General features: G+C 40.8%; 23 protein-coding genes and 2 pseudogenes. 5 read left to right on the plus strand and 20 right to left on the minus strand.

The window, feature by feature from the left end; all coding sequences use genetic code 11:
* Window positions 1-172 precede the first annotated feature (172 nt).
* The 5 genes from KUH03_RS10755 to KUH03_RS10775 all read left to right on the plus strand — a co-directional run bounded on the left by KUH03_RS10755 (window position 173) and on the right by KUH03_RS10775 (window position 3,660).
* Window positions 173-1,288: a TonB-dependent receptor gene (locus tag KUH03_RS10755; RefSeq protein WP_257093218.1), complete on the plus strand. Its 1,116-nt coding sequence runs from the start codon at window positions 173-175 to the stop codon at window positions 1,286-1,288.
* Window positions 1,289-1,358: 70 nt separating this feature from the next.
* Window positions 1,359-1,508 carry a hypothetical protein gene (locus KUH03_RS10760; RefSeq protein ID WP_257093220.1) on the plus strand — a complete coding sequence of 50 codons (150 nt, stop codon included), beginning with the start codon at window positions 1,359-1,361 and terminating at the stop codon, window positions 1,506-1,508.
* Window positions 1,509-1,564: 56 nt separating this feature from the next.
* Window positions 1,565-2,500, plus strand: coding sequence for a TonB-dependent receptor domain-containing protein (locus tag KUH03_RS10765; RefSeq protein ID WP_257093222.1), 936 nt, complete (start codon window positions 1,565-1,567; stop codon window positions 2,498-2,500).
* Window positions 2,501-3,352 carry a PepSY domain-containing protein gene (locus tag KUH03_RS10770; RefSeq protein WP_257093223.1) on the plus strand — a complete coding sequence of 284 codons (852 nt, stop codon included), beginning with the start codon at window positions 2,501-2,503 and terminating at the stop codon, window positions 3,350-3,352. It abuts the gene before it with no gap.
* Window positions 3,349-3,660 carry a PepSY domain-containing protein gene (locus tag KUH03_RS10775; RefSeq protein WP_257093225.1) on the plus strand — a complete coding sequence of 104 codons (312 nt, stop codon included), beginning with the start codon at window positions 3,349-3,351 and terminating at the stop codon, window positions 3,658-3,660. Before KUH03_RS10770 ends, KUH03_RS10775 begins: the two co-directional genes overlap by 4 nt.
* Before the next feature lie 188 nt (window positions 3,661-3,848).
* Here the strand turns inward: KUH03_RS10775 and KUH03_RS10780 are convergent, their stop codons facing one another.
* The 20 genes and pseudogenes from KUH03_RS10780 to KUH03_RS10875 all read right to left on the minus strand — a co-directional run bounded on the left by KUH03_RS10780 (window position 3,849) and on the right by KUH03_RS10875 (window position 16,647).
* Window positions 3,849-4,196 carry a RagB/SusD family nutrient uptake outer membrane protein gene (locus KUH03_RS10780; protein ID WP_257093227.1) on the minus strand — a complete coding sequence of 116 codons (348 nt, stop codon included), beginning with the start codon at window positions 4,194-4,196 and terminating at the stop codon, window positions 3,849-3,851.
* A gap of 5 nt (window positions 4,197-4,201) precedes the next feature.
* A complete protein-coding gene (locus KUH03_RS10785) occupies window positions 4,202-5,332 on the minus strand; it encodes a RagB/SusD family nutrient uptake outer membrane protein (protein WP_257093229.1) in 1,131 nt (376 codons plus the stop codon).
* Between the two features lie 36 nt (window positions 5,333-5,368).
* Window positions 5,369-6,388 (minus strand): TonB-dependent receptor domain-containing protein, encoded by a 1,020-nt coding sequence (locus tag KUH03_RS10790; protein ID WP_257093231.1) that lies wholly within the window; start codon window positions 6,386-6,388, stop codon window positions 5,369-5,371.
* Window positions 6,340-7,302, minus strand: coding sequence for a hypothetical protein (locus KUH03_RS10795; RefSeq protein WP_257093233.1), 963 nt, complete (start codon window positions 7,300-7,302; stop codon window positions 6,340-6,342). The genes KUH03_RS10790 and KUH03_RS10795 overlap by 49 nt, the downstream gene beginning before the upstream one ends.
* Before the next feature lie 59 nt (window positions 7,303-7,361).
* Entirely contained in the window at window positions 7,362-7,745 is a 384-nt protein-coding gene (locus tag KUH03_RS10800; protein ID WP_257093234.1) for a hypothetical protein, read from the minus strand.
* Between the two features lie 50 nt (window positions 7,746-7,795).
* On the minus strand, window positions 7,796-8,290 hold the full coding sequence (locus tag KUH03_RS10805) for a TonB-dependent receptor plug domain-containing protein (RefSeq protein WP_257093235.1): 495 nt from the start codon (window positions 8,288-8,290) through the stop codon (window positions 7,796-7,798).
* Window positions 8,291-8,318: 28 nt separating this feature from the next.
* Window positions 8,319-8,411: pseudogene (locus tag KUH03_RS48495) on the minus strand (hypothetical protein); the annotation flags it as partial.
* A gap of 440 nt (window positions 8,412-8,851) precedes the next feature.
* Window positions 8,852-9,463, minus strand: a complete 612-nt coding sequence (locus KUH03_RS10810; RefSeq protein ID WP_257093236.1) for a LytTR family DNA-binding domain-containing protein — start codon at window positions 9,461-9,463, stop codon at window positions 8,852-8,854.
* Window positions 9,464-9,539: 76 nt separating this feature from the next.
* Window positions 9,540-9,860 carry a RagB/SusD family nutrient uptake outer membrane protein gene (locus KUH03_RS10815; protein WP_373564692.1) on the minus strand — a complete coding sequence of 107 codons (321 nt, stop codon included), beginning with the start codon at window positions 9,858-9,860 and terminating at the stop codon, window positions 9,540-9,542.
* A 118-nt stretch (window positions 9,861-9,978) separates the two neighbouring features.
* The gene (locus tag KUH03_RS10820) at window positions 9,979-10,833 is read right to left on the minus strand and encodes a RagB/SusD family nutrient uptake outer membrane protein (RefSeq protein ID WP_257093237.1); all 855 of its coding nucleotides are present in this window, start codon (window positions 10,831-10,833) and stop codon (window positions 9,979-9,981) included.
* Between the two features lie 28 nt (window positions 10,834-10,861).
* Window positions 10,862-11,740 (minus strand): hypothetical protein, encoded by an 879-nt coding sequence (locus KUH03_RS10825; protein WP_257093238.1) that lies wholly within the window; start codon window positions 11,738-11,740, stop codon window positions 10,862-10,864.
* Window positions 11,737-12,678, minus strand: a complete 942-nt coding sequence (locus tag KUH03_RS10830; RefSeq protein ID WP_257093239.1) for a TonB-dependent receptor domain-containing protein — start codon at window positions 12,676-12,678, stop codon at window positions 11,737-11,739. Before KUH03_RS10830 ends, KUH03_RS10825 begins: the two co-directional genes overlap by 4 nt.
* 59 nt (window positions 12,679-12,737) lie before the next feature.
* A complete protein-coding gene (locus KUH03_RS10835) occupies window positions 12,738-13,067 on the minus strand; it encodes a hypothetical protein (protein ID WP_257093240.1) in 330 nt (109 codons plus the stop codon).
* Between the two features lie 110 nt (window positions 13,068-13,177).
* Complete coding sequence (locus tag KUH03_RS10840; RefSeq protein WP_257093241.1) at window positions 13,178-13,384, minus strand: hypothetical protein; 207 nt, start codon at window positions 13,382-13,384, stop codon at window positions 13,178-13,180.
* Window positions 13,381-13,797, minus strand: coding sequence for a TonB-dependent receptor plug domain-containing protein (locus KUH03_RS10845; RefSeq protein ID WP_306429726.1), 417 nt, complete (start codon window positions 13,795-13,797; stop codon window positions 13,381-13,383). The genes KUH03_RS10840 and KUH03_RS10845 overlap by 4 nt, the downstream gene beginning before the upstream one ends.
* A complete protein-coding gene (locus KUH03_RS10850) occupies window positions 13,788-14,174 on the minus strand; it encodes a carboxypeptidase-like regulatory domain-containing protein (protein WP_257093242.1) in 387 nt (128 codons plus the stop codon). Before KUH03_RS10850 ends, KUH03_RS10845 begins: the two co-directional genes overlap by 10 nt.
* Before the next feature lie 66 nt (window positions 14,175-14,240).
* Window positions 14,241-14,597 carry a hypothetical protein gene (locus KUH03_RS10855; protein ID WP_257093244.1) on the minus strand — a complete coding sequence of 119 codons (357 nt, stop codon included), beginning with the start codon at window positions 14,595-14,597 and terminating at the stop codon, window positions 14,241-14,243.
* Window positions 14,558-15,134, minus strand: a pseudogene (locus KUH03_RS48500) (zinc-dependent metalloprotease). The gene KUH03_RS10855 and the pseudogene KUH03_RS48500 overlap by 40 nt, the downstream one beginning before the upstream one ends.
* Window positions 15,131-15,928: a zinc-dependent metalloprotease gene (locus KUH03_RS10870; protein ID WP_257093248.1), complete on the minus strand. Its 798-nt coding sequence runs from the start codon at window positions 15,926-15,928 to the stop codon at window positions 15,131-15,133. Before KUH03_RS10870 ends, KUH03_RS48500 begins: the two are co-directional and overlap by 4 nt.
* 8 nt (window positions 15,929-15,936) lie before the next feature.
* A complete protein-coding gene (locus KUH03_RS10875; RefSeq protein ID WP_257093250.1) occupies window positions 15,937-16,647 on the minus strand; it encodes a DUF5117 domain-containing protein in 711 nt (236 codons plus the stop codon).
* Window positions 16,648-16,689 lie beyond the last annotated feature (42 nt).

A 16,689-nucleotide genomic window follows, 5' to 3' on the forward strand; every position in this document is an offset into this window, starting at 1 on the left:
TAGTGACAAAGAGAGACTCTCCAAATTGAATTCCGATTTATCTTCAGAGATTTTGTGAATGAGACAGCCGCTGGATGAGCATATTAAGCGAAAAAAATAGCCGTTTTTTAGATGAAGAAAAATTAAATATTCTATATTTGCATCAATTTATATTTGATCTAAATAAACTACCATGAAGAATAGAACACGATATATGATGTTCGCAGCAGGAAGCCTTGTCCTTCTCGGGACTCAGTTACATGCACAAGAGTTATCTCTCCTCGTTAAAAATACAGAAAATCAACCAGTGGCTCAAGCTAATATCAGGCTCAATGGGAAAAACATTGGTTACTCAAATCAGCAGGGGCAATTTTATCTCGCTAAAGTACCGACAAATGGCCCACTTCAATTTCGTGTTTCCTATACCGGTTACTCAGCCCTTGAAAAAATGGTGAGTTTAGATACGGTCAGCGGTCCTATCCTATTTCAGTTAAATGCAACACAGACTTTAGACGAGATTATTGTTACCGCTGGTCGTAAAGCCGAAAGTATCTCTACAGTGCCTTCGTCAGTATCCATTTTAACAACAAAAGAGATCGAAGCACAAAGCCAGATCAGCACCAATCTTTCAACAATACTTGGCAATACAATTCCAGGACTGGGTACGGCTACCAACAAAGCAACCAATTCAGGTCAGACTTTACGCGGGCGATCTGTACTGGTTTTAATAGATGGGATCCCACAATCCACACCATTAATGAATGGACAGCGCGATCTACGCACTATTGATCCCAGTGTTATTGAACGCGTGGAAGTTATTAAAGGAGCAACCTCCATCTATGGAAATGGCTCAGCTGGCGGGATTATCAACTACATCACGCGCAATCCAGCAAAAGATTCAGCTCCTATCCAAGGAATCACCAGCCTGAGAACAACCTTCAATCCTATAAACGGTGCCGGAACGTTGGGCTATCGTGCCGCCCAAACATTGTACGGCCGAAAAAATAAGTGGGATTACACCGTCAGCGGATCGGCAGATTATGTCGGTCTTCAGCGCGATGGCGATGGAACGGCGCTCGGTCAGACAGATGGTCTTTCAAATACCTATCAATACAATGCATTCCTCAAACTTGGCTACACCTTAGATAACAGTTCCAATCTATCCGCTGTATATAATTTTTATCGAAGCAACCAGCACAACAGATACATCAGCCAAACGGGTGTCTATGGACAATCCCCGACTATCGGAGTAAAGGAGATGATCCCGGCAAACCTGCCGGTACGCCATACAACCACAATGCGATGCTGACGTATACAAAAATAATCTTTTTGCTTCCACTTCTCTCGTTGCATCGGCCTATTACAATACCTTTCGATCCATGAATCGTTATGTTGAAAAAGCATCGGCATGGTATGGCCCTGGTCAAACACAGATCAACTCCGAGAAAAAAGGATTGCGTATCAATCTCAACACGCCATTTCAAGTATTTGGTTCTAACGCGGATGTCACTTACGGACTTGATCTCTAAATGATGTCACAGATCAAAACCTAACGGATGGTAGGGTCTATATTCCTTATATGAATATGCTCAACGTGGCGCCTTATGCACAAGTAAAGATTGATTTCCTCGAAAATTTAATTTTCAAAGGTGGCGTCCGTTATGAGAATGCAACCGTCAAAATCAAAGATTTCAACACCATTGCGACAGGGCCGAATAATGAAGGTAGTATTGCTGTCAAAGGCGGGGAAATACCGTATAAAGGAGCCACGTTCAATGCCGGCCTTCGCTATAATAAATATGCATTCTTCAATCCCTTTATAAGCTTTTCACAGGGTTTTGCAATCAACGAACTCGGACGTATCGTCCGCAGGGCAACCGACAACGACTTGGATAGTCTGAAAACGGATCCTATCATTACCAATAACTATGAAATCGGGTTTTCCAGTAACTACAGTATTTTCCAACTATCCGCTTCCTATTACTATAGTACCTCAAAAATGGGCGTGGAACTTGTAGACATTGGTGGTTATCTGATGCCACAACGACTTCCTGAAGATGTCTATGGATATGAAGTAGCCCTAAGTGCAACCATCAGCCCGCAACTGACTGTGGGTGGAACTTATGCTTATGTGGAAGGAAAATCGAAAAAAGAGGACGGCACGAAATCCTACCTCAATGGCTCACGTATCGCTCCGATCAAAGCAACGGGATATATCTATTATACCCCGATCAAGCCATTGACCTTTCAATTATTCTGGGTACATACCGGGGCTCGTGACAGATTCCTACCTAACGACAAAGGCGTATATAAAAACAGCGAGGGGCCGGTTAAACCAGTAGATCTTTTTAACTTAAATGGTAATTATCAGATCAACAAACAATGGTCATTGGGATTAGGCGTTGAAAATCTTTTCAATAAGAACTACTACCCAGTTGTAAGTCAATACCGTGCCCTAAATGAGGAATACGTAAGAGGTCAAGGAATGATGGCTTCCTTTAATATCAATTACAAATTTTAGATGATCAAGTCGAGCATACTTTGGCTGCATAAATGGCTCGGGATAATCACCGGCATTATTGTATTCATTTTAAGTATAACGGGATGTATATATACCTTTCAGGATGAGCTCAAACTATGGGCTTATCCCGAAAGGTATTTTATAGCCCCGGTTGATAGCTCCTTGCCCCCACTCCCATTAAGCACCTTACTGCACAATGCGCAGCATAGTCTTGACGAGGGGCAGAAAATATCCCGTGTAGACCTCTATCCCGCGAAAGATCGAACCTGGGTATTTCGTGCCATGAAAACAGATGAGAAAGCCTTTGGCCATTGGAATTACTTTCGCTATTATAAAAGGGTATTCATCAATCCTTATACAGGTAAGGTGCAACAGGTTGAAAACACAAAGACAGAGTTTTTTCAACTGGTATTACAACTCCATCTCAATTTGTTGCTGGGAAAAAAATATGGTCATGCTTTAGTCAGTTGGTCTACTGCGCTATTTATTGTCATTCTATTGAGCGGGATCGTATTGTGGTGGCCGAAAAAATGGAAGGGAAAAAATCTCCGCAGAAGCTTTTGGGTAGACACAAAAGTTAAATGGAAACGGTTAAATCACGATCTGCACAATGTGATTGGCTTCTATAGCCTGTTTATTGCACTGGCTTTCGCTATTACAGGTTTAGCATTCGCATTTCCGGGATTCAAAAAGACGTATATCGCTACATTTAATCTTTTTCAACAGGAAGCGACATCTAAAACGCCAGCTGTCCCGACACCAATCCCCTTAGCTTACGAAAAATTTCAGGACAATGCACTGCACTATAGTCTCAAAATTATCCGCAGGCCGAAATGCTTTCCATCCGGTTGAAAAAAGAAACAGAGCAAGAAGTCGATATTCAAATCAGAAGGTATGAAAAACGAAGCGGTGTCTTTAACTGGTTATATTTTGACAGAAAAGAGGCCAGTTTAAAACAAATCAAAAGCGGTGACAACTTGAGGTTCGGAGATAAACTTGGATCGCTCAATTATGACATCCACACCGGCAGTATCGGTGGCTTGGAAACAAAGATTATTGCTTTTATCGCCAGTCTTTTTGTGCTTCCTTCCAATCACAGGATATATTATCTGGCTGAACAAAAGCAAGAAGGCGAAGAAAAAGAAGGGTTATCAACATAATGTTAATAAGTACTGTTAATAACAGTATCTTTTCTTTTAAACAGCTTTTCAACACAGTTATTAACATAATGTGGAAAAGTACAACATTCATGGCCACCTATAAGTCTAATTTGTTACTATTACTCAAAGAAAGCCAGTAAATAAACATACTAGCTTTCTTTGAGTAATAGAAAACCAAAAGAATAAGACTAGAGATTTGGATTTCTTAAAGTCTCTTCGTAAGGGATAGAAAATAAGTAATAGGAGCTGTTTTGGACAAAAGTCGATCCGTCAGGAAATTTAATAACACGATGACCTTGACCATTAACCAGTTTAGGTTTACCATCAGCACCGACAATCTCTACTTGAATAGGTTTTCCATCGGCGTCAACATACGACTTCCGAGCCACCTTACCCTGCGTACGAAGAATATCAGATAAAGCAAATCCTTCTCCCCATAGCTCCTTGCGCCTTTCAATAAGAATTTCTGCAATTAATTGATCAACATCATTTCCAGTAAATAATTTTGCATTTCTAGCTATACGCAATTTATTCAATGCCGCTATTGCCTTATCTTTTCTCCTGCTCTCGCATAGCCTTCAGCTTCAATCAAAACCATCTCGGCTGACCGCATATATACAATATCACCAATTAAATTAGATTTAAATTTAAATTTCTTATAGCGCAGAAATCCCTCTCTACCAGGTAAATTGTCCCATTCAAACAAAGTATAACGAACATCATTCGTGTCAAATAAGTTTTTAAAATAAGGGTCAGCCATAAAACTATAGTAATAAGATCCTGCAGATGACACATCCAGGTAGTGGAAGGTGTAACTTGCGACACTCTGCTCATTCGTTTGCATATGTCCCCAAATCCACTCTTTATTTCCTAAATCATTAAAACCAGTTTGATAATCTGACGCACTCATCAGTTCATAGTTTTTAGCAGCTTTTGCAGCATATTCCGCTGCGAGTTTCCATTGTCCAGTTTGCAGATAAGCACGCGCCAGTAAGCCATTAACGACATCAATGTTGATATCATATTTGACATCTCTCACAACAGTTGCCAACAGCTTTTCACTATCCTGAAGATCATTCAATATCAATTTATACACTTCTTCCAAGGTTGCTCTGGGGTGGCCCTGTGTTGCCGCCGTACTCGGTTCTGTATAAATTGGAACGGACTTAGCATTTTTGTCCTTTAAATAGCTAAACTGATAAAAAGAGGCCAAATTGAGATAAGAAAATGCACGCAATGCTTTTGCCCTTCCTTTCAAAATATTTTTAGCCTCAACAGAACCCGCGGCATTGTCCACTTTTGCGATAACATTATTCATATTGTCAATCACTTTATACAACATGATCCAAAAAGAATTAACGCGGTTGGACCGATTATTTGTTAATTCAGTAAATGCATAGGCATCCCGATAGCCATATTTGGTCGTTACAGCTACATCACTTCCCATGGCATCACTCGTGCGCATTACCGCTGTATACCCTGGGTTAGCATAGGTAAAATAGGTATCATTCAAATATTTCCAAGTACCATTAATAACCGTTGCGACATTGTCCGTATTTTTAAAGACCTCTTCTTCTGATACAGACGTAGTCGGACTGGTCTCCAAAATATCCTTACACGATGTATTGGCCAAGGATAAGGCTATAAGTATAGATGTAATTTTTAGTTTCATGATTTTCATTTAATTTTTTAGCTTAACAACACATCATTAAAAAACAAACTGAACGCCACCAGAAATTGTCCGCATCGCTGGATAACGGAAATAAGTAGCTCCATTCACCGTTTGTTCAGGGTCCATTCCTTGATGGCCATAAAATGTCAGTAGGTTTTCAGCAGTCGCAAAAACGCGGAGCTTTTCTATCCCAATTCTTTTAATTAATGCTGGTGAAAGACTATACCCCAGACTGACATTTTTAAGACGCGCATAGGTACCACTGTATAAAAAACGTGTCGATGATGAAGTCCAGTTCAGATTATCTGTCGTCAATTTAGGCACATCAGTTTGCGTATTCTCTGGTGTCCAGTGTTCAAGTATTTCCTTTGACCAAGCACGTCCTGGATTACTTCCATTGTGCATAATCTGAATATAATCATTATCCAATATTTGACCGCCAAGGCTGAAACTCAACAAGGCTGATAGATCAAAATTTCTGTAGGTAAAGCTATTCTGAATTCCGCCGACCAAATCTGGAAGCGAGCTACCTGCTATAAAATTGCCTGCTTTTCCATATTCCGATGTCTTTTCGCCTGTCTTATAACCATCTTTATCAGCTGTATACCATTGAGGTAATCCATTTTCAGGATTTACACCAGCCCATTCTGGCAAGTAGAAGTCATAAATACTACCGCCTACACGCAGGAGTTTATTTCCTGTCGGAATTGATTTATTGTTATTTGGCAGCGCCGTGATCTTATTTTTGAAATGCGAAAAATTAACATCCAGATTCCATCTAAAGTTTTCATTCTGAACAGGAATTGTATGGATATCAACATCGATACCCGTATTTTTCAAAGCGCCAATATTTGCATCATAGCCGGTATACCCTGTTGAATATGCCATTGGCATTGTGAACAGTAGATCTTTACTCCTTCGGTTAAAATACTCAACAGTTAACGATACCCTGTTGTCAAATGCAGACAGGTCAACACCTACATTGAGATTGAGATTCGATTCCCACTTTAAATCCGGAGTAGCCAATCTCCCCGTATAGGTTCCCCCTCTGCCCAAACTGTTAGCAATAGTATATAGCCCTTTGTAGGCATAATACGTTCCGAGATTATCATTTCCCTGCCGCCATAGCTCGCCCTCACAGTCAACTGATTAATCGTGGAATTATCTTTCAAAAAGTTCTCCTGCTTTAATTTCCAGGAACCACCCAAGGACCAAAAAGTACCCCAACGGGTATCAGGGGCGAATCGAGAAGATCCGTCAGTTCTTAAGGATCCAGATAGATAATACTTGTTATCGTAGTTATATTCTACTCGCCCCAAAAAACTCAATAATCTATAATCAACACTGGATCCAGTAAAATCATTTAATTGTGACGCAGCCACTGGTTCAAAAAGATCAGGCATCACAAAGCGCTCCCTACTTCCACTAATATTACTGCTATTGAAAGCATAATACTCCTGGCCAGCCAATACATTAAGATAGTGCAAACCAAACTGTTTTTCGTAAGTCAATAAATTGTTCCAGGTCTGTGCAACAGTACGCACATTTGAGCGATATACATAACCTCCAGTATTCACACCATCTCCCAGGACTGGATTGGTATAATCATGTGTATTCCCATTCGTATAATCAACACTGTAGGTCGATTTTAATTTTAAATTTTTGGTAAATAATGCTTCCAAATAAGCCCGCGCAGAAAGATTCTCTCGACGAATATCATTTTTATCCAGCGGTAAAGAAGCTGCCAGATTATTTCGCGGCGTTGCGCCACTTGGTCTGTACTCCCCAAAATCATACACTTTATTTCCGTTGGCATCGAGCACAAAAGATCCATCCGGATTTCGTTCATAATACGGATAAAAAGATGGAACCAGTCTCGTAAAGTTGATGATATTAGCCGTATTGCTATCCTCGGATTGAGGGTATTTCTGCTGCGTGCTGCTACCACCGATATTCACCCCTGCATTCAACCAAGATTTAACCTTACTATCAATATTAGCTCTTAAGTTGTAGCGTTTAAATCCCGATTCTATTGCGATCCCTTGATCGTTAAGATATCCTCCCGAAATGTAATAGGTACTTTTTGCCCCACCCCACTAAATCCAAGGTCGGCCTGTGTACGTACACCAGTACGCTGTAATACATCTGTCCAGGGATCATCCCAAAGGGTCTTTGCTCCCGCAACAAGTTTACCATCTTCTCCTACGGGCTGTGGAAACTGACCACCATAAGGATTGATATTAAGATCTGTCAACAATGTTTTACTTGCATTTGTCGCTGATTGAGCCGCAGATAATCCATTGGACATATTTTTATTTCTTAGAGCTTCCCAATAGAGTTGAAAATACTCATCGGTCGACACCTGATCATAATCGCGAACTGCCCGGGTTGAATAGCCTTGAGTAAAATTCAAATTAATTTTTGTATTATCAGAAGCGATACCTGATTTGGTCGTAATAATAATTACCCCGTTAGCCCCCTAGAACCGTAAAGTGCACTGGAAGCAGCGTCCTTTAATACCGAGATCGACTGTATATCGTTCGGATTAATGGAATTGATGTCACCGGCATAGGGGTTGCCATCCAATACGATCAAAGGTGCACTGGAGGCATTGATAGATCCAATCCCTCTGATCCGGATAGTCGCCTCGGTACCAGGTTGGCCTGAAGAAGCGACCGACTGTAATCCTGGAACCTGACCTTCTAATGCTTTTGTGATATTAGAAACCTGTCTGTTCTCTATCGCTTTACTGCTCACGGTACTCACTGAACCAGTAATATTAGATCTTTTAGATGTACCATAAGCCACCACAACGACTTCTTCCAGGTCTGTACTTGATGGTTTCAAAGCCAAAGAGATAGTACCTCCGGTGGCTCTCAGTTGTTGTGATTCGTAGCCTATAAATGAAAAAATCCAAAAGAGGAGCATCCTTGCCCAAAGTGCTAATCGTAAACTCACCTTTAGCATCAGTTAGTGTCACCTTATTCTGATCTGATATACGTACACTTACGCCAGCTAGCGCCTGGCCGGTGGTCGCATCAGTAACTTTCCCTGGATGGAACGTTGCTGTGCATACAATTTATTCATACTGGCACTAGACAATGCTACCGCTACAATAGGAATGTATTTGAATGTTGAGTGCATATTAAGGATATTTAATAAATTAGTTAAGTATAATAAATATATAGAAAATAAATAAATTCAATGTAATTATTTTACCAAAAAACATGGCGAAACATAGTGTGCTTAAAAATCTACTAAATTGATAGATTTTATCAGATCGCAAATATAATACAATCTATACTAATTTACTATACATTTTTTGTAAAAAAATAAATTATTGAAAATCAAACATTTAGATAAACAACTCAGGACAACAAACTGATAGTAAGCAAACTAACAGATTGCTATTGATCCAGCCAGCGCTGAAAATTTGGAGAACGCTCTTCGCTAACAATAACTTCAATTCCCTTTGGAGTTTGGGAATTAGTTCCAATTTAATTCTATTCCGACTTATTTTTAACATAGACTGAATGGAATCAATACGAACAAGAAATTTTCTATTAATTTGAAAAAAACGAATGGATCTACCTGAGTCACCAAGTGGACCAGACTATCTTCAATAATATAGGCTACACCTGACTCTTTTTCCACCGCATACAGTTCTTTATCTTCTGCCATAAAGTAGGCAATATCGGCAATCGCCAAGGATTTTAAAAAGTTACCATATTTCACCAGAAAGCGTTGCTTTAGACGCGGCTCTGTTTTGGGTAACAGTGGCTCAAGACGTTTCATAATCTGCGCGAGCTCCTCCACATCGAAAGGTTTTAATAGATAGGCATAACCTTGATTTTGAAAAGCTTCCAATGCATATTGTTCATAGGCAGTTGTAAAAATAAGTGGCACATCAATCGACACCTGTTTAAATATTTCAAAACTCAGTCCATCCATCAGATGGATATCCATAAAGATCAGATCAAAATGATGCTTATTGATGGTCTTCACCGCTTCCTGGATCTCCTTTGTATTGGTAAATGTCAATGTGCTGTCCCCATAAAGGTCTGTCAACATCTCCTTTAAGCCTACAAAAGCCCAGTCTTCGTCTTCGACAATCAATATATTCCATCCCATGGGTTGAATGTAATAAAAAATCCATTTCCTAAGAAAGAAAATGGATTAATATATAAAGGATTTAAAAAAATTGACCTTATTTTAATAGATCTGGATTATTATTGATCGCTTCCTGTGGATAACGGATCACATAACGCGGATCGTTTTGCTGCAAGGTCACTGTTCTACCAAAACTCGCATGTGTTATTGAAGGTCTTGTTGTACGTTTTAAATCGTACCAACGCAAACCTTCGAGCGCCAATTCGCGTTTACGTTCTAGCAACACTGCATCCAGCAATTGTTCTTTGGACAAATTTGCATCAACTTTTGTTTCTTTGGCGTAAGCATCGACCGTAAATCTGTTTTTCTTCAATGCGGACAGATATTTTAGCGCTTCCGCCGTATTTCCTAAACGCACATTGCATTCTGCAATTGTCAGATAAAGATCCGCATTTCTAAAGCTGACATTAAAGCGATTTTCTCCGCCTTTAAGAGATACATAGTCGCCACCACTTTTTGGAAGTAACGTCCCTTTCTCAGATCACCCTCTGGATAACTCGCCAATAGTGCTGATGAAATAAAAGAACTGGTACGTACCCCGGAACAGATACTTTCTCCAACGCCATAATGATTTCGGCAGACTCAAAATCATTGGGTAATAAACTTCCTCCAACATTGAGATCTACCAACTTATCATTTATTTTCAAAGCTTGTTTTGCCGCATCTATTGCTGCCTGCCATTCTCCACGATACAAGCGAACACGTGATGCCATTGCGTAAGCCCCGCGCTTGCTAAAGCGGTAATTTACGCCTTTGGCCTGATCGTCTACCGTAAGCAATGCCGTCCCCTTCTCCATATCTGATAGCACCTGCGTATACGAGTCACCTATGGTTGCCGGAACAAAACGTTGTTCCAGGTCGATTTTGGTCGACAACGGAACTCCACGCAAGCCTACATTGCCTGGCGAATAAACCTCACTATAGCAATTCAGTAGCTCAAAATGCGCATAGGCACGCATCAGGTAAGCTTCACCTTTGATCTGATCTACATTTGCACTGCTTCCCAGTTTCTCATCGATCGTACTGATGATCTGATTGGTATAGAAGATACTATTGTAAAATGCCAAATAGGGATAGGCAATCGTTGTCGGATCGGGATTTTGATCATTCCATAGGTAGATATCCTTAGTTCTTGCTGCATCTGTTGAACTTTCGTCCAAAATCAATTCGTCGGTACGCAGAGACAGGTAGGACTTATGTGCTGGAAAACCAAGGTAGCTACTTGTCATCAGACCCCTGAAATCACTTTCAGAAGCAGGAATAACTGTCCCTACAGGTTGTATATCTAAGTATTTATCACAGGAAGCCAATGCACCAGCTGTCATGATCATTCCAAAATAAACTATCTTCTTTTTATAATCAATTTAAAGAATTAAAACTTGCCGAAAGACCAAAAGCAAAAGATTTGCTAATCGGTTGGGCATAATAGTCACCATAGGTTTCTGGATCAAAATATCCATCGTAATTCGCTCCGAAAACAAACAGGTTCCGTCCTTCTACATTCACGCGTAGATTGCTTGCCCCGATCTTCTTACTTAGTGCCGCTGGTAATGTATATCCCAGACGAATGCTATTAATACGGACATAACTCATTTTCTTGGCCCAGATATCATACTGATTAAATGAATTGATTGGGTCATTGCTTTCCATCCAGCCATAGGCCATCCAACGCTCATTTAATTCCGAACTGATACTTCCCAATGCCGGCAACGCTTTATTTCCTTGCAAAGCCATCAACAGATCTTTGGTATAATTCTGTCCACGGTCTACTTTTGCAGGATTGTATGTTGGTGTACGGCTTACCCAACGCTCTAAATTAAACACAGCTGAAATCGCCAAGTCGAAATTCGCATAGCGGAAACGATTAGTCATACCGCCAATAAACTTCGGATCCTTACTACCTTTATATTTAAATTTTGAACGATATTCTGCAGCAGTCATGTCTGTTTGCGAAGTATACCCCGGTAAAAAATCTGCCCAAGGATCATATAAACCATAGAAATCCTCGAAACTCGAAACCGATCCATCTAGATTTCTAAATTGCATTACACCATCTTTATCCAGCCCAGCGGTTTCCAGAACATATAAACCATTAATCGGACGGCCTTCCTGCGTCTCTGGCGCATAGGCTTTCGGGTTATTCACGACTTTCAATAATTTATTGTTATTGTGTGCAATATTAAAATCCGTAGACCAGGAGAATTTTTCTGTTTGGATCTGGCGGCTCGATATTGTCAACTCGACCCCTGATTTCGAGCAGACGCCCAGTTGACCTGCACATTCTGAAAACCATTTTCCAACGGCAATGCACTGTAGCTGATTAAATCCGTGCTCTTTCGGTTGTAATAATCAACGGTAATATTCAGTCTATTTTTCCATAAGCCCAAGTCAATCCCCGCATTGTAAGATTGCGTGCGTTCCCAGCGTAATTTATCATTTGCGGGCATATCCACAACCACAGTCCCTTCTGTACTTCCCGGAAGAAGATTTGTATTACCATATTTTCCAACAATGAAAGGATAAGTATTCCGGTCCACATTTCCTTGAATACCATAAGAAGCACGTACACGGAGATCAGACAAAGCTGTTTTACCTTTGATAAACTCTTCCTCCAGCACATTCCAGGATCCAGATAAAGACCAAATCGGCAAGAAGCGATATTGCGGATCTACGCCAAACATATTTGATCCGTCATACCGGATACTACCATACACGTTATACTTACGATCCAATGTATAGGTTGCATTTCCGTAGAATGAAGCATACGAATTCTCGATAAATCCCTTGCTATACTGACGAAATCGTGGATCATTTTGATAATTACTATTTGGAAAATCAATATTCTGTGTGGTCAAAGTCGCTGGGTTATACCCAAAGCCTTTAGTAGTCACAATCTTATTCGTACTACGTCTTAACTCAGTTCCTCCCATGACTTCAAGCTCGTGTCTATCCTGCCAGCTTTTAGTATACTTGAGGTACGTTTTCCAGTTGTACTGGAAAATACTGTTATGCGTATTTTCAATCGTTCCTCCTGTTGGTAAGAAGTATTTATATGTTTTGCTCGTAGTATCATAATACCGTGTTGCTGCACGGAATTTGCGGGTATTATAGCTTTCTTGATCTGCAAATTTTTCAGTGGCATTTTCATCAAACTGCAGTCCGAATTCAGTACGCAATGATAATTGTGGTACAATTGCATATTCCAGATAACTGATAGCCTTAAACGCCTTATTGGTCAGGAGTATTTCGTATTTTCACGTTCCTCTATCGCATTGAATGGAATATAGGTATCTTTTTCAAAGCCCTCAATATCCGGATCATAGTTATACTTGCCAGACTGGTCATAAACAGATAGATAAGGATTTACCGAACGGACATAGTAACTTGGGTTGGTGAAAGCATCCCTATCCTGTATCGGATTCTGTCTGTTCGATACCGACCCCAAGAGATTAATCCCTGCTTTAAACCGATCGTTGATATTGAAATCATTATTTAGCGTCAATGAGTAACGACGTAGATCAACAGCTTTTGTTGCTCCTTTTTCATCGTAAAATCCACTGGACAAATAATAACGATGTCCATCATTTCCACCAGAAATCGAAGCCGAGTACTGTTGATTGAGTGCTTGACGATAGAGTTCTTTTCCCCAGTCCGTTTGCTGCGTACGCAGCTGATTTATGGATTGCTGTACATCCGGAGATAATGCAGCCAGTCCACCGGAACGGTAAGCATCAAGGCATTCGCATTACTCAATATGCGCATAATAGCTCCTTTATCTGAGCGGTAATTTAAGTCGGTACGATTAGCCATTAATAGCTCAAAATCCACTTTTTCATTGGCGTTCATCATATCGAGCTGCGCATAGTCGGGACGTTCGGTCACAAAGGTATTCGCTGAGACCTGCAATTTCGCCGGGCCGGATTTACCTCTTTTGTTGTGATCACAATAACGCCGTTAGCAGCACGTGCACCATAAATCGAAGTTGCTGCCGCATCTTTTAATACCGTGATATCTGCAATATCATCCGGATTGATTCCTGCGATTGGAAGATTATTCAGACTATTCAGGTTATCCTTATCAATCCGATTCGGCAATTCTGTTCCTTCTATAGGTAATCCATCAATAACCCACAATGGGTCCTGTGTACCATTGAGTGATACTGTACCGCGGATACGGATCTGTGGTGCACTATTTGGACCACCATTAAAATTGCTCAACTGTAAACCTGCTACCTGACCAGCAAGCATTTCATCAATAGATGCAACGCCTGTCTGTTTGATATCAGCTACATTGATTTTATTATATGCTGTTGTATTTTTACGTTTTTGATGTCGGTATACCCTGTTACGATTACTTCATCCAGTGATTCACCACTCGGTTGTAGCAAAATCGTTCTGTGATCCTGAAATACTGGAACCTGAATACGTTGGTATCCCACATAACTAATGGTGACGTATTTTAAGTTTCCAGGAACTTTTAGGCGAAATTCGCCCGAAGCATCAGTCAATGATCCCAATGCAGATTGTTGTACCTGATTGGGTACGCCAATGTCTTCCGCTACTGCCGAACTTTCGACAACAACCGTCGCCCCACGACTGGCTTTAATGTGACCGCATCCAGTACCTTTCCTTTCAGCTCCTTGGATTCCTGTGCATGCGCCATTTGCACACACATAAAGGTCAGCGGTATTAAAAACTTATTCATTTTGGTAGATGTTGATATAATAGATGTTAATATATTAGTTCAATTCCAGTGTATTTGCAATACGCAATTGCAGATCCATATAATGTGCCTTTGTTGTGGCATCTCCTGTCCGTTGTTTCTGTTTCAACAATTGGTAAATCTCATACAGTTCAGCACGTTTATAGGTCAGCATATCCGATGTACGGATCATTCCTGTGACATGTACATTACGTAAACCTGTTTGAGCAGAAGCTGCATGATGCGGATGCAAGCACAGATTAGGTTGAGTTCCCTCAATCAATTGTTCGACACCAGCTAATTTCTTGGCATTTAATTTCTCCATGGACTTATTCGTAGAGACCATCAGTACATCTACGTAATTCTGTTGCAACATGCGTGTTTTAAGATCCAATGCCTGCCCACTGACCGTTTTGCGAAAATCTCTTTACGTACCGAGGCCAAAAATGCAGGAGCACTCCATGCATTCTTGTCGCCAAAGAGGTTTTCCATTTCGACCATACGCAATAGACGCTCATCGTTGACCAATTTGTAAAGCATGGCATACTGAAATTCGCGCTGCAGATTATAAGGTGCATATTCAAACGGTCCCATAGGTGAATCTCTTAAAGGGAAAGTTTTCGCCATCAACTCCGGAACAAATAACCACTCCGGCATATAGAACACATTTTTCTTTAAATATTCCAGTGCAGCTACCTGCTTCTCTTTAGGTACTGGACTATATGCATTTTTTGGTCGCCCAAAACAGCATTTTCAAGATAAATACCACCAATATTATTGAGCACATGGTCAGCGTAAGCATACCATTGACCAACGACGCCCATATATAATTTACCGGCACGATAATAGTCATCCCCGTATTCGTGGTCCAGTTGATGATATTTGGCATCATGCGACGTAAATTTTTCATCCCATATTCACCGGCTTTCATTGCATCGTCACCAAGATCTTCGGACTGTGCCCGTGGGTCGACAATATTTTGGAATCTTGTTGTTCACCGTAATGATATATCGGGTCATGCACATGGGCATCAATTTCTTTACGCAACAACGGTATTTCATCCCAAGGCTGTGTTTTGCCATACCAACGGTAAGCCCATCCGATAGCATATTTGTCATAAGTTCCGATCACGGGTGTAATCTGTTCAACACCATCTTCAGGCTGCGCCACGTAGTTGAAGCGCGCATAATCCATAATCGATGGTGCCGTACCGCCCATTTTTGCGGTAAAGCTTTTACTACGAAGTGAATCTACCGGAAAACTTGCCGACGAACCCATATTGTGCATTAACCCTAAGGTATGTCCAATCTCATGTGAAGAAACAAAACGAATGGCATGAGCCATTTTTTCATCCGAGAATACATTCGATCGCACCGAAGTATCGACGATACCTGTTTGTATCCGCATCCAGCTATTTAGGATCGTCATCACGTTATGCCACCAGATAACATCCGCCTCCAAAATTTCTCCGGAGCGTGGATCCACTACAGATGGCCCCATCGCATTGGCCTGCGCTGACGCTGCGTATACAATAGACGATACATTTGCATCATCTGGATCAAATTTGATACTATCCGGTTGCTGTTTTGCCAAAATCGCATTCTTAAAACCAGCTGCTTCAAAGGCTTCCTGCCAATCGTGAACCCCATCAATGATGGCTTGTCGCCATTGTTTTGGTGTGGCCGGATCCAGATAAAAAACAATAGGTTTCTTTGGTTCTACCAATTCACCTTTCAGGTAACGAGCTTTGTCCTCATCTTTCGGTTCAAGCCTCCAGCGGTTAACCAGATTTTTTTATCCAGTTCCTGTTGCTTATCGTTAAAGTACCAACGTGGCGATGTAAAAAAGCCAATACGGGGATCCGCAAAACGCGCCACCATCGGCGTTTCAGGCAGTTCATAAAGGTTACTTGTAACCTCTAATGAAACCGGCACCGATTCATTTCCTTCCGTTACTTTTGTTGACAGGACCGATTTCACAACGATATTATTGGAATACGATTTAATTTCTTCGATGGTCGATATACTGGTTTTAGGAGAAGTACCTAAGCCCAAAGAAGTGAAAACATCCGTAAAGCTCTTTTCCGATCCGTCAAACACTTTATTGACTTTGATCACCACGGCACTGGAGTCTTTTGAATAACTTTCGACTTTAAATGATTCGATGTAAGAAGGGCGATAATTATCGTAGACCGATGCGGCAATCGCATCAGCTTTAGGCACTTCTACCTGAGGTTTAATCTCCGAAACCCATACTTCTTTCTTCTCTTTGCGCAGGGTAAATCGAATGACCTTATTTTCATAATTCATTCCCTTATTTACACCAGCTTCATTCAACGCCAATGGAACGGAAGACAATTTTTGGATCAGGAGAATATCCTGTCCCATTTTTTTCAATGGAATTTCAAAGTAATAATTATTTTCTTTTCGGATCACACCAAACATACCGCTATCACGCGCGCGTCTTTAAACAGTTTGTCATAGGCA

Origin of the sequence: Sphingobacterium sp. E70, assembly GCF_019285695.1 — a bacterium.
Lineage (GTDB): Bacteria > Bacteroidota > Bacteroidia > Sphingobacteriales > Sphingobacteriaceae > Sphingobacterium > Sphingobacterium detergens.

Bases quoted from the DNA above. Each gene is read 5' to 3' on its own strand.
- KUH03_RS10755 (WP_257093218.1), top strand. From the start codon at position 173: ATGAAGAATAGAACACGATATATGATGTTCGCAGCAGGAAGCCTTGTC.
- KUH03_RS10760 (WP_257093220.1), top strand. From the start codon at position 1,359: ATGAATCGTTATGTTGAAAAAGCATCGGCATGGTATGGCCCTGGTCAA.
- KUH03_RS10765 (WP_257093222.1), top strand. From the start codon at position 1,565: ATGCTCAACGTGGCGCCTTATGCACAAGTAAAGATTGATTTCCTCGAA.
- KUH03_RS10770 (WP_257093223.1), top strand. From the start codon at position 2,501: ATGATCAAGTCGAGCATACTTTGGCTGCATAAATGGCTCGGGATAATC.
- KUH03_RS10785 (WP_257093229.1), bottom strand. From the start codon at position 5,332: ATGAAACTAAAAATTACATCTATACTTATAGCCTTATCCTTGGCCAAT.
- KUH03_RS10810 (WP_257093236.1), bottom strand. From the start codon at position 9,463: ATGGGATGGAATATATTGATTGTCGAAGACGAAGACTGGGCTTTTGTA.
- KUH03_RS10820 (WP_257093237.1), bottom strand. From the start codon at position 10,833: ATGATCATGACAGCTGGTGCATTGGCTTCCTGTGATAAATACTTAGAT.
- KUH03_RS10875 (WP_257093250.1), bottom strand. From the start codon at position 16,647: ATGTTTGGTGTGATCCGAAAAGAAAATAATTATTACTTTGAAATTCCA.